This window comes from Arthrobacter sp. Y81, from assembly GCF_002929335.1.
GTDB lineage: Bacteria > Actinomycetota > Actinomycetes > Actinomycetales > Micrococcaceae > Arthrobacter.
On the sequence record NZ_PJIL01000015.1, the window covers coordinates 75,303 to 100,284 of the forward strand.

Below are 24,982 nucleotides of genomic sequence, written 5' to 3' on the forward strand. Positions count from 1 at the left end.
TCCCATGGTGGGGCTCGAGACGAGCACCGTAGGGTTGGACAGTGAGCGAGACTCGAGTGATCCACACGCGGCTAGGTCCTGTGGAAGTCATGTACCGGCCCGGGGACAAGCCGGCCGTGCTGTTCTTCCCCGGTGGACATTGCTCTGCGGCCAGCGATTGCGGTTGGAGCCTTTACACCTCAGAAGGGCACGGGGTGCTGGCGTTCTCGCGCCCCGGCTGTGGGAACACGGACGTGGGACGGCTGAATGCCGCAGAGTTTGTTCCCGCGGTGGCTGAGTGTTGCCAGGAGCTGGGCATCGACCGGACCGCAGCGGCCGTTGGCGTCTCCTTCGGTGGGATGCAGGCCCTTCACGCCGCATTGTCCCTGCCGGAATTGGTGCCTCGACTGGTCCTGCACAGCTGCGCCCCTTCGACGCTCGCGTACCCAGACACCCGCCTCGAATCACTCTTCGGCCCGTTGGCTTTCTCTCCGGCCCTGCAGGGCCTCACCTGGGCGATGGTGGCATGTGTCGTCAGGTCCGATGCCGGGCTGCGTCGGATGGTTGGCGCACTATCAAAGACGCCAGTGACCAACTGGTGGCATACCTGGTCCGTGGAGGACAAGCGTCGGGCACGGGAACTGTTCCGCACGATGCGCTCCGGTCGCGGGTTCGTCAACGATCTGCAGCAGGCCCGACCCGATCGTGCCTCTTACCGCCGGCTGGTCCAAACCCGGACCACCTGCCCGACTTTGGTGACCGGCTCACGCCAGGATGCCGGTGTCGCTTTCGCCCACGCTGAGGACTACGCGGACACCATCCCCGGTGCCGTGCTCGTCGAACTGTCGGCGCCCAGCCACCTGTTCTGGCTCGGACCGGCAGGCGAAGAAGCCCAAGCCGCCGTCAATGCGTTCATGGCATCCCCTGCCTAAACGTCTCCTTTGACTTCGGAGCAGCAGGTGTCTTTGATCCGACGGGGTCGGAGACCTCCACTGACATGGCCGAGGAGTGACGGATGTTCGAAGGGCCGGGTCGTAGCATTGGGCGTATGAAGGTTCGTAAAGTCCAGGGACGCTCAGGGCGGAAACTGCAATGACCGGTGACAGGGATCGGGACGCTTCAAGGCGTCCGCGACAGGCCCGGCCGCGTGACGCGCTGGGGCGGCCGCTGCCGTACGGAAGCGCCGGCGTCGAACCGGTCTCGGAAGAGCCGCTGCCGCCGGCGCAGACTTTGGTCTCAGCCCGGAGTCTGGTGGAAGCCGGCCGGCCCTTCGCCGCCCATGAGGTACTCGAGGCCCGCTGGAAAGCCGGGCCGGCCGAAGAACGCAACCTTTGGCAAGGACTCGCCCAAATCTGCGTCGGGCTGACCCACGCCGCCCGGGGTAACAGTGTTGGCGCGCTCCGGCTCTTCGAACGCGGCGCGGCCCGCCTCGAGGAGTACAGTTCCGGGGAAGGGCCGACCTACGGGCTCGACTTGTCCGCCGTTGTGAATTGCGCACGCGATCGGATGCACACCGGCCACTGAGATGCCGGCAGGTCCGGAAGCTGCATCAGCAGGCCGGGACCCCCGAATCCACGGGCCCGTCGGTCGGGCGGATCCAGAGGTTGTTGATCACCTTGTACCAAACATTGCTGGTGGCCCCCGTGGGCTGGCCGGTGGCTCCGTCGTAGATGGTGTACGCGGCACCGGTGGTTACGCACTGGACCTGCACGCGGGAGCCCTGGGCTACGAACGTTCCGCCTCCCGCGGCGCAGTTCGCCGGCGTGTCTGACGCCGAAGTGCCGTTTGTGGGCCATTCGCAGGTGCCGGGGCTGGCCGAACCGTTATCCACCGTGAGGTACTTCGCGGGAGCTGTCCTTCCGGTCGCCGACACAGCCGTGCGCTGTCCGAGGTCGTCTACGACCGTGACTGTGATGGAGATGGACTGGTCGTACCCGTTCCCCGTGGTGACAGATCCACCTCCTGCCCCCAACGCGCCCGACTTCCCGTCGGACGACTGGTACTCCAGCGCCACGACCTGGCGCCCGTTGTTGACCACGGCACCGACATCGAACCTCACCGTCGTGGTGACCGTAACGGGGTTGATGCTCGCGGCGTGCGGCTGGCCGTACGGCGCCACCGGATTTGAGTTGGTGACCGGGCCTTCGTAGGTTGCGCCATCCATGCTGTTCACGGCCCGCACTCCAATGGTGTAATTGCCGTTATTGGGCACGCCCGTGCGGATGACCCTGTCCGAGGGCACGGTTTGGAAGGCGTTTCCGTTGACCTGGTACTGGTAGCTCGGGGTTGCGCCGTTGCCCGCGGCCGCCCCAAAGGAAAGCTGCACCGCGTTGTCGAGCGGATCGGCACGGACACTGGGAACGGCACCGGGAGTGCCGAATGCGCGGCGGGGGTCCGAGAGCGGGCTGGCCGCCGAAGTGCCTGCCTTGTTCTTGGCTACCACCGTGAAGGAGTAATCGCTGGTGGAGTTGCTCACTGTCACGGGCACGCTTAACTGGCTGCCGGACACCGTGCTGCTTTTTACGGTGGATCCTCCCTGAACGGCATTCACGGTGTACGTGTCGATGGAGGCTCCGTTGTCCGCCGCGGGAGCCCATGACACCACCATGATCGATTCCGAGCCGCCCGAGGTGGAACGGGTGACAGTCGGCTTCCCCGGGGCGCCGGGTACACCAGCCGGGATGGCCGTCGCTGAATAGGGGCTCCATTCCGAGGGGTCCGGCGCCTTATTGGAGGCCTGGATCCTGACTTGGTAGGGCGTCCCGTTCTGCAGGCCCGTCCATTGGTAGGACGTGCCCGTAAGGTTGCTTGCCCGGATGTTTCCAGCGGGTGGCGCCGGTGAGATCTCCAGGCTGTAGCTCTCCACCGGTGAGCCGGGGCTGTTTGGCGGAACCCAGTTCACCGTGAGGGACCGATCGCCAAAAACGAGCGCAGGCGCTGCCGGGGTGTCCGGCTTGGCATCCGGGCGGGCAGGCGCGGAGGCAGGAGACGGTGGGGAGTCGCCCACTTCGTTCGTGGCCACCACCGTGAAGGTGTACTCGACGTTGTTGGTCAGGCCCGTGAGGGTGCAAGTGGTGGCGGGGCACTGCTGGGAGAACCCTCGGCTGCCGCTGACCTTGTACGCGGTGATCGCTGCACCGTTGTTGGCGGGAGGTGACCAGTTGAGGACAACAGTGCGGTCGCGCACCTCGCCGACCGTCGGCGTCGTCGGAGCATCCGGTTTGTCCTTGACGGTGAGCCGGATGCGGCCGTCGATTTCGCGTTCGGCGTCCTGGGTTTTGTCCTGGACCCGGTAGCGGACCACCATGGTGCCCACGAACTTCTCGGCGGGCGTGACGATGACGGCGTCACCGTCCACTGTGGCCGTGCCTGTTCCGGTTTCGACGGCGGCGCTGAGGATTTTCAGCGGAGCCTCCGGGAACGGGTTGATGTCGTTGTCCAGCACCTGTACCCGCTGGGACTGTCCGGCCCGTGCACCGGCGATGACGTCGTCGTTGGCCGCGGCCAGAGGACGTTTCGACGCGACCACGCGGACGTCCACGGCACCTGCGACAGGTGCGCTGCGCCCGTCCGAGACGGTGACCGGGACGGTGAGCGTGCTGCCCTTGGCTGCGCCATCGACTGTGGCCTTGAAGAGGCTGCCGTCCAGGGCGGCGTTGATCCCGGCAGGCGGCGTGCCTTGCAGCGCGAACGTGAGCTTGTCCTTGTCGCCTTCATCGATGTCGGAGGCAACGTCGCGTAGCTCCAGGCTGGAGTCCTCGCCCACCGCTGCCTCGAGGGTGCTCGAGGGGAACGTTGGAGGATGGTTGCGGGTGGGGTCGGGCAGGACCGTGATGCCGATCGTGAGTACCGACGTGCGCCCGTCAGGGTCGTCGACGCTCGCGCCGTCGGTGACCTCGAGGGAAACAGCCGCCGGGCCGGTGTAGTCGTCGGCAGAGGTGAACACGATGGTGGTCGCGTCCTTCACCAGCGGCGCTCCATTGGAAGCGACCGCTTGTACCTTCGTATCCTGGGTGATGCGTGGACTCTTGCCGGGCCGGACTACCACCAGGTCCTGCAGGTTCAGAGTCAGTTGCTGGCCGCTGACGACTTCCAGCGGGGCAGTGCTCCGCAGTGCGGGTGCCTGCCCTCCGAGGCCGGGAACCAGGATGAACGCCGTCGAGCTGAGATTGTCGATGTCGGTAACGGTGTACGCGATGATCTGCGGTTGATCCCCAAGCCGCACGGCAACTTTGCCCGGGGCGGAGATGCCAGCCGTAGGTGCGCCCTCGGGGAAGGTTATCCGCAGTTCGCTTGCCACCCCGTCAGGGTCTTCGTCGTTCTTCAGTATGGGAACTTCGACGACGGTCTTGCCCAGAGTCTCGGCGAACGTCACGCGGTCGTCCCGGGCGATGGGCGCCAGAGCGGCGGCATCGCTGCGCACCTGGACCTTTAGGGTGCCGACGGCGGTGCCGCCTCGGCCATCGCTGATCTCGTACCTGACGATAGCCGTGGCGGAGGTGCCGGCAGGCGACGGGGCAGTGAGCTGCACCCGTCCGTCGATGACGTCGGCCTTCAATTCCGCGGCAGCTTCCAGCCGGTTGGCTGCGAGGGTGACGTTGTCGCCGTCGGGATCAGAGTCATTGGCCAGCACGTCCACTGCCACGTGGCGGCCCGGGAGAACGGTGATGCTGTCCTCAACGGCCGTCGGACTCTGGTTGGATCCAGGCGCGGGGGCGATGCCTACCGCCACCAGCGCTGTGGATCGTGCCCCGTACCGGTCCTCAACAACATAGGAGAAGCTGTCTTGCCCGGAGGCGTTCTTCGGCGCCATGTATTCCACGTAGCTGGCACCCACCACCGCTGTTCCCTTGCGCGGCGCCTGCTCCAGTCCCACCAAAGTGACCGAGTCGCCGTCGGGATCAATGCCGTCCAAGGGAATGGCGATCCTCGTCGTGTTGCCGGCAACGACCCGACCGGTGACATGCTGGGGAAGCGGCCTGGAGTTCGTGCCCTCTCCCCGAATGTGGATGGTGACCTGCGCCGAGTCTTCCTGCCCGTCCGGGCCGGCGACTGCGTAGATGGCGTGTACCGTTCCGCCTGCTCCGCCTGCCTTGAACCGCAGCACGTCCCCCGATACGGCAAGGAGGCCCTGGGCGGGGTCGATTCCCTGCACGAGGACCGGCCTGAGCTGAAGCTTGGCGCCATTGGGGTGGGAGTCATTGGCGAGGACTGCGATGGTGGAGACGTCGTTTGCCCGGACGGTGATTTCGTCTGGGGCCGCCACGGGCGGGACCAGTTTGGCGGGCGCCGGAATGGGCAGGATGGTGACTTCGCCGGTGGCGGAGGCAACGCCGTTGGACACTGTGTAGGTCAGGCTGGTGGGAGCGCTGAGGCCGCGGACATCGGTGATGCGCAGGATGTGGTGGTCCAGGACAGCAACCGAGACCGCTGAGTTCCCGGGCAGGCCCACGGATTGGATGACGAGGACGCCGCCGGCTGGGTCGGAGTCGTTGGCAAGAGCGTCCAGCAGCACTTCGCCGCCCACCGGCAGCAGCGCCAGATCCGCGACGGCCACCGGCTCGCCCTCGCCTCCGGCGGCGTTGACGTCGATCCTGACGAGCCCCTCAGAGCTGTCCGGTCCGTTCGTTACCAGGTACGTCACGTAGTACGTTCCAGGGTTTGTCGCACGGAAGGTGAAGGTCCCGGCCTGGTAATCAGGAGTGATCGCGTGCTCAGGAGGTCCTGCCACGCGGGTCAGCCGGAGTCCTTCTCCGGTCGGATCCGTGTCATTTTTCAACGGAGAGACCAGGATGTCCTGCCCCGCGACGCCCGAAACGTGGTCTGCGTTGGCCTTGGGCGGAAGGTTGCCCTTGGCGCGGACGTCCACAACCACCGTGCCCTCGGACTGGTCACGGCCGTCGGAGACAGTGACTGCCACTTCCTTCTTGCCCAGGCTTGCCCCCACGTCCTGGAACGTCAGGAGGCCGTCGGCCCGGGTCCGCACCTGGTCGCCGTCGCTCGTGGCGCGGGCACCCAGCAGCAACAGGTCGTCGCCGTCGGGGTCCATCCAGTCGGTGAGGAGGTTCTGGGAGATGCTTTTGCCCTGTTCCAGGATGATCGTGGGCACCCGCTTTTGCTTCGGCGCCTCGTTGCTGGCAGGGTCCTTGACGGTCAAGGTGACCTTCGCCCCACCGGTGCCGCCGCGGCCGTCACTGGCTTGGTATTGGAACGGCGACGTGCCGGTGGCATCGGCCGGAACCTTCACTTGCAGGCCGGTTCCGTTGTAGACAGCCTGCACGATTCCGACGGCGGGGTTGTTGCCTTGGACCTGCGCGGTGAGGACGTCGCCGTCGGGGTCGGAGTCGTTGTCCAGCACCGGCAGGAGGGTGGTTCGGCCGGGGCGGACTCCGAACTGGTCGTCAACGGCGGACGGCGGCCGGTTTTCTTTGGTGCGGTCCGGGAGGGTATTCACCGGGTTGTCATCAGCAGCCGGTTCGTCCTGGTCCTCGGTCTTGTCCGGCGGCGGAATGATGTCGTCCCAGTTGGCTACAAGCCTCATGTTCTCGGTGACCAGCCAGATATTGCCCGTGGTGACATCGTTGAGGACCACGAGGTCCCGGTTTACCCGGAAGACGAGGTTGGACCGGGCACTCGCGCCGGGGATGTCGGCGCTGCTGTTATCGGCGGGGTTCGTGCATTCGCGGAGGTATTTGCCTGCGCCGGACCAGGCCGCATAGACGCAATCGTTGACGTGGACCGGAGTGGCAGGGCTTCCGGAGGTTCCGAGTTCCACAATGGTTGCGGCTGAGCCGTCCAGAGGCTGCTTGATCAGGCCCGTCTTCGTGGCGACGGCGACGAAGCCAGCGGAGGGCCCGCTTTGCTGCAGTTTTGCGTCCTTGGCGTCGGGCAACTGCGCCTGGCGGCCGCCGGGAAGGTGGAGTGTTCCGTTCCCGGGGTCGAATAGGACTGGCTTGTCCCCCACTGCGGCGATCTGCAGGTCCTCGACGTCGCGGATGGCCTCGTATTGGACGGAGTCCCGGGAGTCCACTCCACCGGTTGCATTCACCCTGAGGGAGGTCACCTCCCCGCGGGCGGGATCCGCGGCGTGGACGACGTCGTCAGTTCCTACCGTCGCGACGATTCCCTGGGCGTCGGTGACCACGGGTTCCTGGGTGTCGTAGTCGATGGACCCCAGCATGTTGCTCTGCGTCACCCAGAGACGGCCCGAGCTCGGATCAGCCACGGCAACCGCTTTTTCCCCGAAGGCCGGGACCGCGGTTCCCGGAAGCTGCTGGGGTTGTTCAAGAGTGACGCTGGAGACCTTGACCCTGCCCAAGGAGGCATTGCCGCGATCCGAGACGAGCACACTGCTGCTGTGTTGGAGGACATCGAAGTCGCCGCTGGCTGCCATGAGGCCGCCGTCCAGGGTTTTCGACTGGAAGTTCAGGTGGCCCACAAGGTTCTTGCCAGAATTGGTCACCCACACACCGCCGTCGTTCAGGTCGACGTGCGTGGTGGTGAACCCTGGGTGGATAACTGCCGTTGCAACAAGCAGTCCAACTGCGGAAAACGTTGTTGCCGCTGCCAGTGCCCGTTGTTTTGCGCGCACCCATGAACGAAGCCGCATCTGTCCCCCAGTCTCATAATTAGCCCGAAGCCAATATACGCGGGTCGGACCCAACGCTGGTGCCGAGGGCGGCAACAGTACGGTCCTGTGGTAATCCAGCCTGCGGTAAATCCAGTTCCAATGCTGAGTGGTCCTGCTGGGGCCGTAGACCGTTGGCTGTTATGGCGCCACCACTTACGTTGGCGGTAGCTTTGGATTACTTTTCCTAGGAAGCAGCCGAGGTGCCGGAGGTACCGCTGATGCAAGGGTTGTCCACATCATTGGTTCTGATCGCCTTGCTGGCTGTCGCTGCGCCCCTCGCGGCCCGCTTTCTTGATCGTGTGGTTAAGGTGCCGATCGTGGTGTTCGAGATTGTCCTCGGAATCCTGCTCGGCCCCAGCCTGTTGGGGTGGATACAGTCCACCGAGTTCACGGATACGCTGGCCGAATTCGGGCTGGCCATGCTCTTCTTCGTTGCCGGCAACGAGATTGATTTCGCCCTAATCCGCGGCCGGCCCGCCAACCGTGCGTCTGCTGGCTGGGTAATCTCCTTGGCGGCAGGCATTGGCGCTGGCCTCGTCCTGGCCCCCACACCGGAGGCGGCCGTGATCATCGGCGTCGCCTTGTGCTCCACAGCTTTGGGCGCGCTGCTGCCTATCCTTCGCGACGCCGGCGAATCGAAATCCCCGATCGGCATCGCGGTCACCGCACTGGGTGCGGCTGGTGAGTTTGGTCCTCTGGTTGCGATCTCGCTGTTCTTTAGTGGCAGGCAGTTGGGACCGGCAACAGCAGTACTCCTCGGGTTTGTTCTCCTGACCGGCCTGGCGATCTATCTCGCCTCCCGCGCACGGCACTCACTGCTCCACTCCCAAGTCACTAGGACCCTCCACACCAGCGGCCAGTTCGCCGTCCGGTCCATCATGTTTATCCTCAGCGTGCTCGTTGTGCTGAGCATGGTCCTGGGACTCGACATGCTGCTGGGTGCATTCGCCGCCGGAGTCCTCTGGAAGGTTGCCATCGCGCGCGCTCCCGAACAGGACCGGAAGGTCATCGAGACGAAAATCGACGCTATCGCATTCGGATTCCTGGTGCCGATCTTCTTTATCGACACCGGCATAGACTTCGACCTACGCGCGCTCACCGCAAGCCCAGCCGCTCTCGCACTGGTCCCCCTGTTCCTGCTCCTCCTGCTCATCATCCGCGGTCTGCCGTCCTTGCTCGCCGCTCCCCCCAACTCCACCTCTGCCGATAAACGGGCCGCCATGCTGTTTGGGGCAACAGGATTGCCGATTATCGTGGCGGTGACAGGCATCGGCCGGGACGAGGGGCTGATCTCAGGCGGAATCGCGTCGGCACTCGTTGGAGCAGGAACGCTCTCGGTACTCCTGTTTCCCCTGCTCGCACTCCGTCAGCATCAACGCAGACCATCGGGGCGCCAACGCGGCACCAGGAAATCCCCTAGGAGACCGGACCAGGCCGACGTCGCCGGTGGTGCACCAAAGTGAGCCTCTGGTCCAAAAACCGTCGGCGCCGTCACTAAACGCGCCGAGCTCATCGACCGGAGCTCATCGGACCCTGCCCTCGTCAGGCAGCGGCCGGTTCAGCGCCCGGGGCCTTCGGTGCGGTGACGCCGCTGCACACAAGGGCGATCTCAAGGTCGGCCATGTCCAGCAAACGCCGCCCGCCGGTCAATTCGTCCAGGATCCAGAACAGGCCGTAGTCCGGGACCCGCTCGGTCACGCGCCCGCGGTGAACGAGGGCACCCTTGTACCGCGCGACGATGAAATCCCCGGCAGCGAGTTCATGGCAGGTACCCACAACAGTTTCTTCACTCATGGTCATGAGTCGCATCCTTTCCGAAGCGTTCGGCTCTCACAGAGTGCACGTTCAAGGTTGCACGAAAGTTTCCGCCGCATGATTTCTTCGTGCCCGCGCCTGGGCCGCGCAAACCCTAAGGAAGCTGATGGACGCCTGCGGCCCCGGGCATCAAACTTGTCTGATGGACGACACGGAAAAGCGCGATACCATCGCCAAAGTCACTGACCGGCTCGCCGCACGCTATCCCGACGCCCCCCGCTCCCGCGTAGCCCGGGTCGTCGCGGAGGAATACGAATCATTGGATGCCAGCAGGATCCCGACTTACATCCCGACCCTGGTCGAACACGGAGCCAAGAACAGACTCAAACGCGAGTTCGGGACTGCCCCGGGGCAGTTCCTTTCTTTAGATCTTCCCAACGTATGAGTGACCTTCGCGGCTGGCATGCTGCCTGGCCCGCGGAAGTGGATTGTGTAAGCCCGTGACGCCGGTGTAGCCGGGGGTGAGATCTGCGCAGGTCATCTGGCTGTGGACCCGCTCGATGTAGTAGTAAGCCTGGCCTTCTGTCGGGCCGACCACCAGATCGAAGTCGCCTGCGTTCATTCCAGGGACTTGAGGCCGGTGGTGACGACTTCGTATGGTCCGAGGAGTTGATTTGCGTCACGGCCTTCTTTGAATCGTTACATTCCTTGACTCGCCGCTCACTCGTGGTCCAGACTTGGACCGCAGAAAGCGTTTTCTGGATTGTCGCGGATTCGTTGCGCTCATGCTAAGTAGCCCCGTATCCGTCAGGCCAAAGTGGTGAAGCCTCGTCGCCCTGGGGCACCAACACGATGAAGCCGGGGCGCAAGCTTGTGCCTGCGGGCAGAAACGGAGATCCATTGAAAACATCATCCGGCACCGCCGCCGAGTCACTGTCCCCGAGTGCAGGTCCTGTCCAGCGCCGAGATTCATTCGCGTCCCCGCCATCCGCAGCCGAGCCGGTCCGCCCATCGTACGGAACCGCTACCTGATGGGCGTCTCCCCCACCCAGGAAGCAATCCCAACCATGACGCGCCAGAGCGAACTACAGGCTGCCGGCCTGCTGACTGACGGAATCTCGCCCTGCCTCACGGCGTCGCCGTATCCGCTTTTTGGCTGGCAGCTGAGCCAGCCGGAGGACGCCGAGCCCGCCGCCGCCCGGCAGACCGGCTACGAAATCGCCGTCGAGGACGCGGCTGGCGCCGAGGTCTGGTATTCCGGGCCCGTCCCGTCGTCGCGCCAATCCGGGATCCCCTACGGTGGACCGGCACTGGCTGAGGACGCGGATTACAGCTGGCGTGTACGCGTGAGTGACGCCGCCGGGAACCCCGGCCCCTGGTCCGAATCGGTGGTTTTCAGTACCGGACTTTCGGACAGCGGGTGGGGCGCCCACTGGCTCCACCGGGCGGCAGGCGGCCGGGCTCCGCTGGACGTCCTGAACGGCGCCCTTCGTGTTGCAGGCTCGCCATTCCTTCCCGTCCCTTGCACGCCCGTCCGGCAGTTCACTCTGGAGGCCCGCCTCCGGCCCGTGATGGGGTGGGCCGGTCTGCTTCTCCGCAGCAGCGGCCCAGGCACAGGACTGTTGCTGGAACTGAACACGGCGGGCAGCGTTGTGCTCCGCCGTGCCCCGGCCTGGGAAATCCCCACCCCTGCTACTCCCGACACCGAAGTCCTGGCCAGCGCGCAGCTGGAACACGACGCCGTGGCCAGCCAGGAGCGACTGCCGGGCAAGGACCTGGTCCCGGGCACGTGGCAGGACCTGACGGTCACCGACGACGGCGTCACCATCACCGTGAGCCTCGACGGCGTTGAGCTGCTTACCATGGCTGAACCCTCCCCTGCCGGAGAGGCGGGATCGCTGGCACTCCACCAGGGACCCCGCAGCCAAGCCGAGTACGCCTCCTTGCGGGTCGCCGCCGCTGGACCCACATCCGACGCCGGTCCCACACGCATTGCGGATCCCATCAGCAGCATGGTGCTCGTTGACCACAGGTACGACGCCGGACCGGAGGAAGCCCGTGCCTTCCTGAGCCATTGGGCGCGCACCACGGTTCACCGGCAGCCCGATGAATGGACGCTCTTCCGCACCACCATCCGGCTCACGGGCTCCGTTGCCCGTGCGCGGCTTTTCGCCGCAGCCAGCCATCATGCCCAGCTTGCCGTGAACGGCATGCCCTGCCTCAGCACCACCTCCTTCGGCTACCCCGGCGAGGGATATTACGACGCCGCCGACGTCACCGCGCTGCTCGCCGCCTACTCACCGGAAGACTCACCTGCGCGGCCCGGCCATGGGACAGAGCCAGTCCAGCAGCAACCCTCGCAGGTTCCCCTTACGGCCCTGCTGCACTGGTACGGCCCCGGCCAGGGCAGGGCTGCCAGTCTCCCGGGCTTGCTCGTGCGGCTCAGCGTGGACTACACCGACGGCCGCCGCGAGGTCTTCGGCTCCGGCCCGGACTGGACAGCCACCGAGGCCCCATACCGCCAGGCGGGCTACCGGAATGACGAGGGCGACCCCGTGGAGCACCTCGACGCCGAGGCCGCGGCAGCACTGGATTCCGGCCAGGACATGCTCCCGACCCTGAGCTACGGCACCCACCCCATCTCCCACTTCCCGGCCCTGCACCCCCGGCGCACTTTCCTGTCCGAGACTCTTGTTGCCCCCGAGGCCTTCCTTACCGCGGCCGACGGAACGCTCGTGGCGGACTTCGGCAGGGTCATTCCGGCCCGCCCGGAAGTGGACTTCCGCGCCGGAACCGCCGGGCGGACCCTGATGATCCGGGCCGGCTACTCCCTGGACGCGGACGGCAGGGTGGACAGCGGTAAGACGGCCAGCCAGAACACAGACATGTCCTTCCCCTATACCCAGGTCGAGGGCCCGCAGCAGTTCCGTGCCAGCGTGCACCTGGGCTTCCGGTACTTGGAACTCCCCGGTGTGGAGGCGTCGGACCTATCCCGGGTGGGCGCCGTCATCGTCCATGGCCGGCACCCGCATGAGGGGAGCTTCAGCAGCTCGGACCCCACATTGGATGCCGTGTTCGGGCTGCTGCGCGATTCGGCACTGTACGGGGTCCAGGAGCAGTTCGTGGACACGCCCACGCGGGAGAAAGGCCAGTTCCTGGCCGACGCCGTCAACATCTCCTACGCCACCATGGCCCTCTTCGGCGAGCACGCCTACACGGCTCAGGCGCTACGGGAGTTCGGCTGGTCGGCGGCGCGCTACTGGACCGCCGGCGAGGACCGGGGGCGCTACAACGCGGTCTACCCTAACGGCGACGGCAAACGGGACATCCCCGACTTCTCGCTCATGATGCCGGAATGGGCCGAGGAATACCACCTCCGCACCGGCGACCTCGCACTCGTGACGGAACTGCTCCCGCACCTCCGGAACACCGCCGACTACGCGCTGCGGTACCTCCCCACGGACGGCCCGACGGCGGGGCTGGTCACCGAACTGGGCGGCGGCTCCGGCCCTTACCTTCACGGCATCGTTGACTGGCCCGCGCCCGGCCGCTTCGGCTATGACATGCAGTGCGCTGCCAAGACCACCGTCAACGCCCAGGCCTACTCGGCCCTCATATCCACGGCGCGGCTTTGCAGCGTCGCCGGCCAGGAGGACGCAGCCGTGCGGTACGCCGGGCATGCCGCTGCCCTCGCGGAAACCATCCGCACCCGACTGCGCGTGGATGGCGTGATGGTGGACGGGCTGCACGCCGACGGAACACCCAGCGCCCACGCCTCCCAGCACGCAACGTCCTTCCCGCTGTCCCTCGGGATCACCGATCCTGCGCACGCTGGTGCCGATGCGCACAGGATCGCCAGCCAGGGCATGCGCCAGGGACCCATGACCGTGCACCGGCTGGTGCGGGCGCTGCTGTCCGAAGGCCTCACGGACGCCGTCCTTGACCTGCTCACCAACCCGGGCCAGCCCGGCTGGGCGCGGCTCCTTGAGCAGGGCGCCAGCTTCACCTGGGAAGCCTGGGAACTGGAGGTCGGCACCGACTACAGCCAGTCCCACGCCTGGTCCGTGTCCGTCGTCAAGGAAATCCTCGAGTCCCTGCTCGGCGTGCGCGTGACTGTTCCCGGAGGCAGCGAACTGCTGATCGAACCGCCGCTCTGCCGGCTCGAGCACGCCGAGGGAAGTCTCCCCCTGCCCAACGGCACCGTAGCGGCCAACTGGCGGCGGACGGCCGCGGGAACCCAGCTGGAATGCACGGTACCCGCCGGCGTCACGGTGACCGTCCGGCTCCCCGCCGGCACTTACGGAATCCAGGGGCCGACGGCGGGACCCGCCGTCGTGCGTTCCAGCACGGCCTCGACCAACAGACCTACAACGCGTGACTTCCGGGTCCACGCAGGAACCTGGACCTTCACGCCGACCGACAAATCCTGAGAGCGGCCCGGTTGGCGGGCTAGAAACCACAACGACGCCGTGTCGTCGAGGAACCTGCCGTGGTGTCGACGAAGGTGCAGAATATCCCTATGAGCGATGGTTCGGGTTTTCCTGCTCTCGACGCGACCGGCCTGGATCAGGCAGCGGGCCGACTCCAGGAGGCCGGCGTCCGACTGGTCATCGGATCAATGGTGAACGCGGCCGGAATCACGCTTGCCAAGAGTGTCCCGCTGGCCCGGCTCGGCTCGTTCCACCGGGCCGGCATGGGTGCCGCTCCGGTCTGGCATGTGTTCTGCATCGACGGCGGAATCGCCTTCACCGACAGCATCAGCGCCGTTGGCGACCTGCGCCTGAGGATCGATCCCAACGGGTTGCGCAGTCTCGGCGGAAGCCTGGCGTGGGCGCCCGCGGACATGTTCCTTCAGGACGGGAGCCGGGATCCGGCCTGTACGCGTGGCACGCTGGCCCGCGTCCAGGAGCGGGCCGCGAACGCCGGCTATCGGGCAGTCGTGGGCCACGAGCTGGAGTTCGTTCTCGTGGCCGCCGACGGGAGGGCGCTCGACGACGCCCCCTGGGCTCCGTATGGGCTGACCGGTTTGCTTGACCGGGAGCAATTCCTGGCCGAGTTGCTGGCCGCCATGGACGATTCGGGTGTTCAGGTTGAACAGCTTCACGCGGAATACGGTCGCAACCAGTTTGAGATCTCCCTTGCCCCGAGGGAGCCGCTCGATGCAGCGGACACCGTGGTGCTGGCAAAGACCATTGTCGGTAGGGTCGCCCGTGCGCACAAGCTGCAGGCCTCCTTCTCTCCCGCGCCCTTCCCTGGCTCGGTCGGCAATGGCGCCCACCAGCACTTCTCCTTCTCCCGTGGCGGGGCGCCCCTCTTCAGCGGCGGTGCCGGTCCGTACGGCATCACGGAGCAGGGCGGGGCCGCGATCGGCGGAATCATCCAAGGGCTTCCCGAGGTGCAGGGAGTGCTCACCGGTTCGATCCTGTCCGGCATCAGGCTCGCGCCCGGAGCATGGTCGGGCGCCTTCTTGTGTTGGGGGCTGGAAAACCGTGAAGCATCCGTCCGTTTCGTCCAAGGCGGTGCGGGCAACCCCCACGGGGCCAGCGTCGAAGTCAAGGTCATCGACCCGTCCGCCAACGTATACCTGGCCTCCGCCGCCATCCTGGCCCTCGCGCTCGAGGGCATCGCCAGCGGCAGCCGCCTGCCCGATGAAGTTGCCGGCGACCCAAGCCGCCTCACCGCGGCGGAAAGGGAGGCCGCAGGGATCGGCACCGTCTCGGACTCGCCGGCGGCCATCATCACGGCCCTGGACAACTCCGCGTACGCCCGTAGGCTGCTGGGCAACGAGGTGGTCGACGCCACCGTTGCGGTGCGGCGCCATGAGCAGGAGACGCACGGGGCCAGGGACCCAAAGGAACTCGCGGCCCTCTTCCGCCTGGCCTGGTCGATCTGATGGCGGAGTCGTTCGCCGGATTTGTCGAAGCCGTGCGGCTCATCGACCATCACGTGCACGGCGCGTATGGGGTCGACGGCGACGAAGCACGCTTTCAGAATTCGTTAAACGAGGGCAACAGCGAACTCCTCGCAGAACCGTCGGCGGCCTACGACTCCCAGCTGGGTTTCGCCCTCCGCCGCTGGTGCGCGGAGATCATCGACTTGCCCCGGCACGTCACGGCGGATCTCTACTGGCGGCGCCGCAGCGAACTCGGCGAACTGGAAATCGGCCGACGGATGACTCGGGCAGCCGGAGTCAGTCACTGGCTAATCGATGCCGGCTTCAAGACCGGTGCCATGCTGGATCCACCCGCAATGGCGGAAATTGCCGGGGCCGCTGTCCACGAGATCGTACGCCTGGAAACCCTCGCCGAAACCCTGATCCAATCGGACCAGGATCCGGGCGGCTACGTGGACGCGTTCACCGGGCTGCTGGCCAACCATCCTCAAATTGTCGTGGGGGCGAAGTCGGTTCTTGCCTATCGGACCGGCTTCAAGCACGACCTCACCAGGCCGGCCGACCGCGAGGTAGCTGAGTCCGCGAAGCTGTGGCGGCAGCGGATCGATTCCGGTGGGGCGGTGCGCCTTGATGACCCTACCCTCATCCGTTTCGGCCTGCACTGCGCCATCTCACTCGGGCTTCCACTCCAGCTCCACGTCGGGTTCGGGGACCGGGAGCTAGACCTTGACCAGGCGAACCCCTTGCTTCTGCTCGACTTTCTCCGGTCGGTGGAGGCCAGCAAGGTCCCCGTCCTGCTCCTGCACTGCTACCCGTTCGAACGTGAGGCCGGCTATCTCGCCCAGGCCTTCGACAACGTCTACCTCGACGTCGGCTTGGCGGTGAACCACGTCGGAGTCCGAAGCCGGAGCCTCATCGCGCGCTCCTTCGAACTCGCCCCGTTCACCAAAATCCTCTACTCGTCCGATGCCATCGGCCCGGCTGAACTCCACTACCTCGGCGCGCGGCTGTGGCGCAACGCGATCACTTCCATCTTCGGCCGGTGGATTGACGATGACGAGTGGTCGGAGGCCGATGCCCGCCGCGTTGTGGAGCTTGTCGCGCGGGACAACGCCCGCAGGATCTACGGACTGCCATAAAACGCCGTCACCAACCGCCGCGCGTCGGCGTATGTCCCTTTCGGGCATCGTCGGGCATTGCCATTTCGGCCCGCAGGCCCAGGAGTCGGATCGGACGGTCCGCTTCGATTCCGGCTACGAGGTCCAAGGCCCGCGCCAGGATTTCGTTCCGGTCGAATGTCTCGGGAATCTTCTTCGCGTGCGTCTTCGTGAAGAACGGTGCGTACCGAACCTTCAGGGTCAGCCCAACGACGGGCCGCCCTTCGGCCACAACATCCTCAAGGACACGTGCTGTCAGCTCCCTCACGGCATCCACCACCTGGGCGGGCTCGGTCAGGTCCCGCTGGAAGGTGGTCTCCCGGCTATGCCCGCGGGCAACCCACGGGGTGTCGTCCACAACGCTTGCGCCATCCCCGCGGCCGAGCTCCGCGTACCAAGGACCCATCCTGGGGCCGAACTCCGGGACCAGGTCCTGGGGGTCGGACGCGGCGAGCTCGGCGACTGTGTTGATGCCGAGTTTGGCCAGCCGGCCCGACACCCTGGTTCCGACGCCCCACAGGTCCTTGGTGGGCCGACTGCCCATGACCTCGAGCCAGTTCCCGGCAGTGAGACGGAAGACGCCGGCCGGCTTGCCGAAACCGGTGGCGACCTTGGCCCGGACCAAGGTGTCGCCGATGCCCACGCTGCAATGCAGCTGAGTTCGTTCCAGGACAGCGGCCTGCACCTGCCGGGCGTAGGCTTCCGGATTCTCTGTCTCAGCGCCAACAAAGGCTTCATCCCAACCCAGCACCTGCACGGTGGCGCCGGGCTGCGCGCGCAGGGTAGCCATCACCGTTTCAGACGCCGCGAGGTAAGCTTCCTGATCCACGGGCAGGATCACTGCGTCGGGCACTTTCCGGGCGGCAATGCGTAAGGGCATTCCGGAACCCACACCGAACGCCCTGGCTTCATAGGATGCGGTGGACACCACAGCTCGTTCCGTGGGGTCGCCACGACCGCCGACAATGATCGGCTTGCCCGCAAGCTCCGGCCGCCGGAGCACTTCGACCGCCGCGATGAACTGGTCGAGATCGACGTGCAGCACCCACCGGATTCCGTTCACGCCACCAGTCTGCCCTAAACATCCCCGGCAAGCATCGGCCCTCCCCCGAGCTTGGCTTGATACCTCAAGGATCTCTCTTCCTAGGAGACTTTGGCATGCCATAGTCTGGGCACGCCAGCCTGCGGCCGAAGGTGAAGAAGGCGGGAAAGCGGGCCACAAGACGCTTGGAAGGGACCAACCATGCTGATCTGCGCAACCTGCGCCGTCGAACGCGACGAACCTACCCCGGAACTCTGCCCGATCTGCACCGATGAGCGGCAGTACGTGCCCGAGGACGGACAAAAGTGGCTCACCCTGGACGCGCTGGGACGGCAGGGCCAGCAGATCTTGTTGAAGGAGAACGAGCCGGGACTTATCGGGATCAGGACGGAGCCAAAAGTCGGGATCGGCCAGACCGCTCAGCTTGTGGTGACACCCAAGGGTTCGCTGCTGTGGGATCCGGTCGGATATGTCGATGACAGCGCCGTGAACGCAGTGCTCGAGCGGGGCCCGGTCCTGGCGATCGCTGCTAGCCATCCGCACATGTTTGGGGTGCAGGTCGAATGGTCGCATCGGCTCGGTGGCATCCCTGTCCTCGTAGCGGATGCAGACCGGCGATGGCTCGGGCGCCACGATCCGATCATCGATTACTGGTCCGGCAATCAAACCATCGCCGAAGGATTGACGCTGCACCAGACCGGGGGGCACTTCCCCGGCAGCGCAGTGGTGCACTGGGCTGCCGGAGCGGCCGGCAGAGGAGTTCTGCTCACCGGCGACAGCGTGTTCCCGAATCCAGACCGTCGCTCCATCGCCTTCATGCGCAGCTACCCGAATCATTTGCCGCTATCCGGCGCGGTGGCGTTGCGAATCGCCGCGCAGCTCGGAGAGCTCAAGTTCGACAGGATCTACGGCAACTTCAACAATGCAATCGCGTCCGGAGCCAAGGCGGTTCTCCACGATTCCGCCCAACGGCACGCTGCTTGGGCGCGAGGAGACTTCGACCACTTGACCTGACCGCTCATCCCCACTCCATAGGGCAGGGAAGCCCGCGCGCCAGGACGATCAGGGCGCCTCAGCGCGGGTCAGCCGACATGGACCCACGGACGGCGGGTGACGGCGGGTTCTGCTTCCCGCAGAACCTCACGGGTGACCGGGGCGATTTCGCCCTCGCCCAGCAAGAGGAACTTCAGCAGGTTCATGACCGGGTTCCCTTCGGTCCAGCGGAAGTAGGTGTGCGGCATCAGTGCGTTTTCCTTGCTGGCGGCGGCGGGCCGAGAGCGTCACGGCCACCGCTGCCGAGGTCATCAGCGCCAGCACGCCGGTGGCGTACGCGCCGCCCTGGGCGTCGACGTCGGCCTCGAACAGCCAGGTGATCAGGAGCCCGATCAGGGTGAAGACCAGCACCAGCGGGCGCACAGCCCTGGCCCACCCCGGGGCCATCCCGTACCGGGGAAGGTAGCGGGGCACCAGGTTCAACAGGCCGGCCATCGCGGACGGGCCGGCAAACCAGAGGATGGCGATGGTGCTGATGTCGTAGGCGGTGCCGAAGCCGTGACCCAGGCATTCGTGCGCGAGGAACGCCAGCGCGCGTCCGTTGGCCTGACCGCCGGGCTGGAATTCCTGCTCCGGGATCAGCATCACCGTGGTGAAGCTGGTGGTGACCAGGAACGAACTCATGATCACGGCGGCGGTGGTCAGCAGCTGTCGGGTCGCACTCCTGGTGATGGGTTTCACGCTCTTCGCAGCCTTCGAGTGGAACCGGCCCGAAACTCTAGGCGGGCTTAGTACAGGCGGGAAATTCCTCGCTTCCCTGGCAGGCACTGTTTTTCCTCGCACCGCAGGCTTCAACAGCGGTCCTCTTCGAATCCATCTCCGCGTTCGCCACGGTGGGAGTGAGCACCGGAATCACCTACCACCTGCCGCCCAGTGCCCAATGGGTGCTGATGGCCCTGATGTTCATCGGCCGCACTAGGCTTCACCTTGTGATCTCGAACCCTGCCCCCGGACGGGGGGCGCGTGGACGTCATCGTGTCAGCCTGGCCGCCGCGGCGGGCATGATCGGGGCAGTCCTTTTTGTGTCCGTCTTCACAATTTACGGGTGGCTGTCCCCCGGATACTCCCCGACGGGCATGTTCGTCAGCGAACTGTCCCTTGGCCCCTACGGCTGGGTGCAGATGCTCAACTTTGTCCTCACCGGCGCATTGATGCTGGTGTTCGGAGTCGGACTCTCCGCGCACTTCAGCACCGGCGCGGCGTCCCGGTTCGGCCCCGCGCTGATAAAGATAATCGGAGTCAGCCTGATGGCCTCCGGACCATTCACCACCGACCCGTCCGTGATGTTCGACCAACACAGCGTCCACGGCATCGTGCACGGCATCTTCGGTGCCTTGGTATTCACATTCGCGCCGATCAGTTGCTTCGTATTCTACCGGCGCTTCCGCCGTGACCCGGTCTGGCGCCCGCTGGCTGGATGGACACTGGCCAGCGGCATGGCCCTCACCCTCGGAGTAGCCGTGCTCAGAATCAGCCAGCAGCCCGGGAACGGACTGTTTGAATGGAAAGGCCTCGTCCAACGGATCATTCTGGTCACATTCATGACGTGGATCTTCGCGGTCGCATTCCGCCTGGGTAACCGCTACGCGGGTCGGGCAACCATCCGCCAAGCGCAGCCCTAGGTTCAGATCCCGTTCTCCGAACCCGAAAATGGTGTGACATGGCGACGTCCCGGCGCCGAAATCCCACGATGGCGACCGGCGCCTTCGCTTGCGCATCATCACGCCCATCTGCCCGTCTCCTTCAATGCCACTCCCCCGGCTATTGCAATTACGCGGGCCCTTGGTGCAGTTTCGTGTAGACGTTGACGTAATCCGCATCACCTCATATGCTAAATGAATCGATTCAATGGAAAGGGCTTTCCGGCCACTTCGACAATCGTGATCACGAAGCACACCCGCAGAATGGAATTCCGGTTCCTTGCCAAAGACGACGAAGGATCTTATCGAATGAGCACCGCCCCCGGAGACATCCGCGCAGACCTCAAAGCCGACACCGGCCCGAGGGACCCGAAGAAAGCCGCGATGAGCGGTTGGATCGGAAGCGCCCTTGAGTACTACGATTTCGCGTTGTACTCATTGGCCGCGACGCTCATCTTCCCCGCCATCTTCTTCCCGTCCGAGAACCCGACCGTAGCGATCATCGCCTCGCTAGCGACCTACGCGGTGGGTTACCTCTCTCGTCCGGTTGGCGCTGTTGTCCTGGGCGCGTATGGCGACAGGCGCGGCCGCAAGCAGGTGCTCGTCTTCGCGATGCTACTAATGGGCTTCGCGACCTTCGCCGTCGGACTCTTGCCCACGTACGGGCAGGTCGGCATCCTGGCACCCGTCCTGCTGGTGATCCTCCGGCTGATCCAGGGTTTCGCGGTCGCAGGCGAGCTCGGCGGTGCTAGCGCGATGATCGTTGAGCACTCCCCCGATGCCAAGCGCGGCTTCTTCGCCAGCTTCAGTCTCCAGGGCACGCAGGTCGGCTCCATCTTGGCCACCGCTGTGCTGCTTCCGCTCGCCGCTTTTCTTCCCGACGACCAGTTCGAAACCTGGGGCTGGCGCATCCCGTTCCTTCTTAGCGCCCTCGTGATCCTGGCCGGCTACCTTATCCGTCGTCGGGTACAGGAGCCGCCCGCGTACCTGGCGCAGTCCGGTAGGAGTAAGGCGAAGCCCCGGTTCCCGCTCGTTGACCTCCTGCGCACCCACCCACGGGTCTTTGTCCGCTGCGTCATCATGACTTTCACTAACGTGATCGGCATGGCGACCCTCATCTTTGGCGTGTCCTACGCGACCCAAGAGGGCTACGGCATCGGATACTCCAGCAGCGAGTTCCTCTGGGTAACCCTCGTGGCTAACGTGGCTGCCGTAGTGACGATCCCGCTGTTCGGCGCTCTGTCCGACAGGATCGGCCGGCGTGGGCTCATGGTGGCTGGCGGGATCGGTGGCGGCCTGTTGGCAGGGGGATACTTGTGGGCAATCGACCAGAGGAGCCTGCCGCTGGTCTTCGTGTGCATCGTGATAGTGCAAGGAATCTTCTTCCAGATGTGGAACGCGACATTCGCCACGTTCTTCCAGGAGCAGTTCCCTATGCGGATCCGAGTGACCGGGTTCGCGGTGTCGCAGAATGTCGGCCTCATGATCGCGTCGTTCTTCCCGAGCATCTTCACGGCGGTCGCTCCCCCCGGGTCAACGAACGTTCCTTTGGTCATCGGGCTCACCACGTTCGGCATTTGCCTCGTCGCGGCGCTGGCCACCCTTCTCTCCCCCGACACTAAGGGCAAGTCCCTCGAGGACCTCGAAGCTCACAACGCCAATTCGCAGCCGCTTAGGAGCGCCCGCGCATGAAGTGAACTCCTTTGAGGAGGTGAAGGGAGCTGCGATGTTCCATACGTCGCACAGGCAGGCGACCATCACGGCCTGGCCGTGTTCCGGGCGGGCTGGTTGGCGGCTTGTCGGTGGCGGGCGACTGCGTCGGTGTTTCCGCACCGGGCGCTGCAGTAGCGCTGCCTTCCGGCCTTGGAGTTGTCGATGAACGCCCTGACGCAGGCCGGCCGGGCGCAGGTGCCGATCCGGAGTCCGCCGCTCCAGGCGATGAACAATGCCAGGCCGCCGGCCGTGACGGCCTTGACCCGGGACACAACGTCATCGCCCTCAGGGAAGAGATGCAGATGGGGGCGGGAAGCGTCGTCAGCGAGATCCTCCCCGCGAGTCGGGCGCGTCGGCTGGACTCGTGAGGCTGGTGGTTGAGACTGGTCTTATGCCGCCCGCACGAACGCAAGCCGCGTAACGTTCGCGGCCGGTGACAAAGTCCACTTGAGTTAGGTTAGCTTTCCCTTCTACTGTGCAGGGCGTGGATGTACAGCCAGACTTGGCCGGCGTCTCGTTCGCCGCCAAGCTGGCCGGCTTCGGAGACCGCCCCGCCATCAGGACCAAAGACCAATCAGTGAGCTACAGCGAACTGGCACGACGCGTGGAGGACACGACCCGTACCTTCGGCCCCGGCCGGCGGCTGATTGCCCTCGAGGCCGAAAACTCCCTGCCGTCCCTGGTGGTCTACCTCGCCGCCCTGTCTTCCGGCAATCCATTGCTTATCCTGCCCACAGGCGGCGGGACGGCCACCGAGACGCTCGTTGCCGCGTACGATCCGGATGTCGTGGTCCGTACGTCCCACGGTGAGGCGGTACTGGACGTACGGCGGGAAGAAACCCGGCATGAGCTGCACCCGGAGCTGGCGCTTCTGCTGAGCACCTCCGGATCCACCGGTTCGCCCAAACTCGTTCGCCTGTCCGGTGACTCCGTGCAGGCCAATGCGTCAGCGATCGCACAGTACCTGCACCTGCGTCCCAGCGACACCGCGGCCACCACGCTCCCCCTCTCCTACTGCTACGGGATGAGTGTGGTGAACAGCCACCTCGTGGTGGGCGCGTCCCTGGCGCTGACCGACCTCTCAGTGGTGGACCCGTGCTTCTGGGAACTGGCCCGCACCGAAAATGTGACGTCCTTCGCCGCCGTGCCCTACACCTTCGATCTCCTCGACCGGGTGGGATTTGAGCACATGGACATACCCAGCCTGCGCTACATCACCCAGGCCGGCGGGCGGCTGGATCCGGACCGCGTACGTTCCTACGCAGGACTGGGCCGCCGGCAGGGCTGGGACCTGTTCGTCATGTACGGCCAGACCGAGGCCACCGCCCGCATGGCCTACCTGCCCCCTGACCTGGCAGCAGAGTACCCCCACGCCATTGGAGTGGCCGTGCCCGGCGGATCCTTCAGGCTGGAGCCCGTCCCCGGTCTGGACGCCGGCGAGCTCGTCTACTCAGGTCCCAACGTCATGCTGGGGTACGCCGAACGGCCGGAAGACCTTGCCTTGGGACGGGTCATCACAGAGCTTCAAACCGGTGACCTGGCCACTTGCGGGTCCAACGGCCTCTACGAAATCGTTGGCAGGCGCAGCCGTTTCGTCAAAATCGTGGGTCTGCGCGTAGACCTGGGCCAGGTCGAACGGCTGTTGGCCGATCTTGGCCTGACCGCCGCGGCTACAGGCTCGGACGATGCAGTGGTCGCCGCGGTGGAAGGCAACCACGACCTTGCCCTGGTGGCCAAAACGCTTGCCCAGGACCTGGGCCTGCCGCGCTCGGCAGTGCAGCTTCATTCCGTGGACTGCGTACCGCGGCTCGCCAACGGAAAGCCGGATTACCCCGCCGTCCTGGCCCTGGCGACCCAAAATGGTGACGGCGGCAGCGGCACTGTCACTGGACCGGAACCGGTAGCACACCCGGCTGACGTCCGGACGATCTTCGCGGAGGTCCTTGAACAGGAGGACATCGCCGATACGGACACATTCGTGTCCTTGGGCGGTGACTCACTGTCCTACGTGGCAGCGTCGGTCCGGCTGGAACGTGCGATCGGATACATCCCCCAGGGCTGGCACCTGATGCCTGTCTGCAAACTTGCGCCTGCCCCGCACCGCCCGCAGAGTCCGGCGGCCGCGACCACAGGCGAGTCTGCAGGCCGGCCGGGCGGCCGGACCGCGCGCACTTCGCGGGGCTGGTACCGGCGGATGCTTGCCCCCATGGAAACAGGGATTGTCCTCCGCGCCGTTGCCATCATCTTCATCGTCTCGACACATATAGGTTTCTTCCACTGGGAAGGCACCGCCCACGTACTCATCGCAGTCGCCGGCTATAACTTTGCGCGCTTCCAGCTGACCGGCACCCGCCGTGCCCGGCTCCGACGGCAACTGCGCAGCATTGCACGGATCGTCGCGCCCAGCGTTGTGGTTATCGGCTTCGCCTTCGCAGTCACGGATACCTATGCTTGGGCAAATGTTTTCCTGCTCAATCCCCTGCTCGGTCCGGAAGGATGGACGGACTATTCCCGGTTCTGGTTCATCGAGATCCTGGTTCACATCCTGCTAGGTCTCGCGGCCCTGCTGGCGATCCCTGCGGCCGATCGTGCCCAGCGCAGATGGCCGTGGGCCTTCGCCCTGGCATTGATAGCCTTTGACCTGCCGTTGCTCTTCGACCTTGTCGACACCCGCTATCCGGGCCAGGGCCCAGTCCTATGGCTGTTCGGTCTGGGTTGGGCCGCTGCCGCGTCGCGGACGCTGTGGCAGCAGGCAGCCGTGACAGCCATTGCCCTGCTCACCATCCCTGAATCCTTCGACGACCAGTACCGTAGCGCAACGATCCTTGCGGGCTTCCTCATCCTGCTCTGGCTTCCCACCCTGTCCGTCCCGCGCGGACTCCACCGGCTCACCGCCCTGCTGGCAAGCGCGTCCCTGTACATTTACGTCACTCATTGGCTGGTGTACCCGCTCGTGGATCCGGCGCAGAAGGGCATGGCCGTCATCGCTTCCCTGGCAGCAGGCACCCTCTACTGGGCCGCAGCCACCCGGTCCATGGGCCTGGCGGAAAAGTGGCTCAGGAGACGCCAGATACCACAGCTGAAAATCCGGGCGGGAACCAGCCTGCACGTATGAGCACC

The 24,982-nt window shown here is 65.6% G+C and carries 15 protein-coding genes and 1 pseudogene; 11 read left to right on the plus strand and 5 right to left on the minus strand.

Features of this window, described 5'->3' with window-relative positions; genetic code table 11:
• Nucleotides 1-41 precede the first annotated feature (41 nt).
• Nucleotides 42-911 (plus strand): alpha/beta fold hydrolase, encoded by an 870-nt coding sequence (locus tag CXQ91_RS18105; protein ID WP_146072379.1) that lies wholly within the window; start codon nt 42-44, stop codon nt 909-911.
• A 160-nt stretch (nt 912-1,071) separates the two neighbouring features.
• Nucleotides 1,072-1,503: a DUF309 domain-containing protein gene (locus CXQ91_RS18110; protein ID WP_104175282.1), complete on the plus strand. Its 432-nt coding sequence runs from the start codon at nt 1,072-1,074 to the stop codon at nt 1,501-1,503.
• 25 nt (nt 1,504-1,528) lie between these two features.
• On the opposite strand, the gene CXQ91_RS18115 is transcribed toward CXQ91_RS18110, so the two are convergent.
• Nucleotides 1,529-7,570: an Ig-like domain-containing protein gene (locus CXQ91_RS18115; protein WP_104175283.1), complete on the minus strand. Its 6,042-nt coding sequence runs from the start codon at nt 7,568-7,570 to the stop codon at nt 1,529-1,531.
• Between the two features lie 257 nt (nt 7,571-7,827).
• Between CXQ91_RS18115 and CXQ91_RS18120 the strand changes: the two genes are divergently transcribed.
• Nucleotides 7,828-9,072 (plus strand): cation:proton antiporter, encoded by a 1,245-nt coding sequence (locus CXQ91_RS18120; protein ID WP_104175334.1) that lies wholly within the window; start codon nt 7,828-7,830, stop codon nt 9,070-9,072.
• Between the two features lie 79 nt (nt 9,073-9,151).
• On the opposite strand, the gene CXQ91_RS18125 is transcribed toward CXQ91_RS18120, so the two are convergent.
• Entirely contained in the window at nt 9,152-9,403 is a 252-nt protein-coding gene (locus CXQ91_RS18125) for a hypothetical protein (RefSeq protein ID WP_104175335.1), read from the minus strand.
• Between the two features lie 163 nt (nt 9,404-9,566).
• Between CXQ91_RS18125 and CXQ91_RS18130 the strand changes: the two genes are divergently transcribed.
• The 4 genes from CXQ91_RS18130 (at nt 9,567) to CXQ91_RS18145 (ending at nt 16,396) form a co-directional block, all read left to right on the plus strand.
• Nucleotides 9,567-9,809, plus strand: a complete 243-nt coding sequence (locus CXQ91_RS18130; RefSeq protein WP_104175336.1) for a three-helix bundle dimerization domain-containing protein — start codon at nt 9,567-9,569, stop codon at nt 9,807-9,809.
• 622 nt (nt 9,810-10,431) lie between these two features.
• Nucleotides 10,432-13,794: a glycoside hydrolase family 78 protein gene (locus CXQ91_RS18135; RefSeq protein WP_258074097.1), complete on the plus strand. Its 3,363-nt coding sequence runs from the start codon at nt 10,432-10,434 to the stop codon at nt 13,792-13,794.
• An 89-nt stretch (nt 13,795-13,883) separates the two neighbouring features.
• The gene (locus tag CXQ91_RS18140) at nt 13,884-15,257 is read left to right on the plus strand and encodes a glutamine synthetase family protein (RefSeq protein WP_104175285.1); all 1,374 of its coding nucleotides are present in this window, start codon (nt 13,884-13,886) and stop codon (nt 15,255-15,257) included.
• A complete protein-coding gene (locus CXQ91_RS18145; RefSeq protein WP_104175286.1) occupies nt 15,257-16,396 on the plus strand; it encodes an amidohydrolase family protein in 1,140 nt (379 codons plus the stop codon). Before CXQ91_RS18140 ends, CXQ91_RS18145 begins: the two co-directional genes overlap by 1 nt.
• Before the next feature lie 7 nt (nt 16,397-16,403).
• Here the strand turns inward: CXQ91_RS18145 and CXQ91_RS18150 are convergent, their stop codons facing one another.
• A complete protein-coding gene (locus CXQ91_RS18150) occupies nt 16,404-17,459 on the minus strand; it encodes a DNA polymerase IV (protein ID WP_104175287.1) in 1,056 nt (351 codons plus the stop codon).
• A gap of 198 nt (nt 17,460-17,657) precedes the next feature.
• Between CXQ91_RS18150 and CXQ91_RS18155 the strand changes: the two genes are divergently transcribed.
• Nucleotides 17,658-18,470 carry an MBL fold metallo-hydrolase gene (locus tag CXQ91_RS18155; protein WP_104175288.1) on the plus strand — a complete coding sequence of 271 codons (813 nt, stop codon included), beginning with the start codon at nt 17,658-17,660 and terminating at the stop codon, nt 18,468-18,470.
• A gap of 68 nt (nt 18,471-18,538) precedes the next feature.
• Here CXQ91_RS18155 and CXQ91_RS18160 read toward each other — a convergent pair.
• Nucleotides 18,539-19,187, minus strand: a pseudogene (locus tag CXQ91_RS18160) (hypothetical protein); the annotation flags it as partial.
• 161 nt (nt 19,188-19,348) lie between these two features.
• On the opposite strand from CXQ91_RS18160, the gene CXQ91_RS24815 reads away from it, so the two are divergent.
• On the plus strand, nt 19,349-20,131 hold the full coding sequence (locus CXQ91_RS24815; RefSeq protein ID WP_374953676.1) for a DUF998 domain-containing protein: 783 nt from the start codon (nt 19,349-19,351) through the stop codon (nt 20,129-20,131).
• A gap of 327 nt (nt 20,132-20,458) precedes the next feature.
• Nucleotides 20,459-21,841, plus strand: coding sequence for an MFS transporter (locus tag CXQ91_RS18170; protein WP_104175337.1), 1,383 nt, complete (start codon nt 20,459-20,461; stop codon nt 21,839-21,841).
• Between the two features lie 65 nt (nt 21,842-21,906).
• On the opposite strand, the gene CXQ91_RS18175 is transcribed toward CXQ91_RS18170, so the two are convergent.
• Nucleotides 21,907-22,134, minus strand: coding sequence for a CGNR zinc finger domain-containing protein (locus tag CXQ91_RS18175; protein ID WP_258074099.1), 228 nt, complete (start codon nt 22,132-22,134; stop codon nt 21,907-21,909).
• A gap of 212 nt (nt 22,135-22,346) precedes the next feature.
• On the opposite strand from CXQ91_RS18175, the gene CXQ91_RS18180 reads away from it, so the two are divergent.
• Nucleotides 22,347-24,977, plus strand: coding sequence for an AMP-binding protein (locus tag CXQ91_RS18180; RefSeq protein WP_104175338.1), 2,631 nt, complete (start codon nt 22,347-22,349; stop codon nt 24,975-24,977).
• Nucleotides 24,978-24,982 lie beyond the last annotated feature (5 nt).

Excerpts from the sequence above, each read along its gene's own strand:
- CXQ91_RS18170 (WP_104175337.1), top strand. The coding sequence starts at position 20,459 with ATGAGCACCGCCCCCGGAGACATCCGCGCAGACCTCAAAGCCGACACC.
- CXQ91_RS18155 (WP_104175288.1), top strand. The coding sequence starts at position 17,658 with ATGCTGATCTGCGCAACCTGCGCCGTCGAACGCGACGAACCTACCCCG.
- CXQ91_RS18120 (WP_104175334.1), top strand. The coding sequence starts at position 7,828 with ATGCAAGGGTTGTCCACATCATTGGTTCTGATCGCCTTGCTGGCTGTC.
- CXQ91_RS18140 (WP_104175285.1), top strand. The coding sequence starts at position 13,884 with ATGAGCGATGGTTCGGGTTTTCCTGCTCTCGACGCGACCGGCCTGGAT.
- CXQ91_RS18135 (WP_258074097.1), top strand. The coding sequence starts at position 10,432 with ATGACGCGCCAGAGCGAACTACAGGCTGCCGGCCTGCTGACTGACGGA.
- CXQ91_RS18125 (WP_104175335.1), bottom strand. The coding sequence starts at position 9,403 with ATGAGTGAAGAAACTGTTGTGGGTACCTGCCATGAACTCGCTGCCGGG.
- CXQ91_RS18145 (WP_104175286.1), top strand. The coding sequence starts at position 15,257 with ATGGCGGAGTCGTTCGCCGGATTTGTCGAAGCCGTGCGGCTCATCGAC.
- CXQ91_RS18110 (WP_104175282.1), top strand. The coding sequence starts at position 1,072 with ATGACCGGTGACAGGGATCGGGACGCTTCAAGGCGTCCGCGACAGGCC.
- CXQ91_RS18130 (WP_104175336.1), top strand. The coding sequence starts at position 9,567 with ATGGACGACACGGAAAAGCGCGATACCATCGCCAAAGTCACTGACCGG.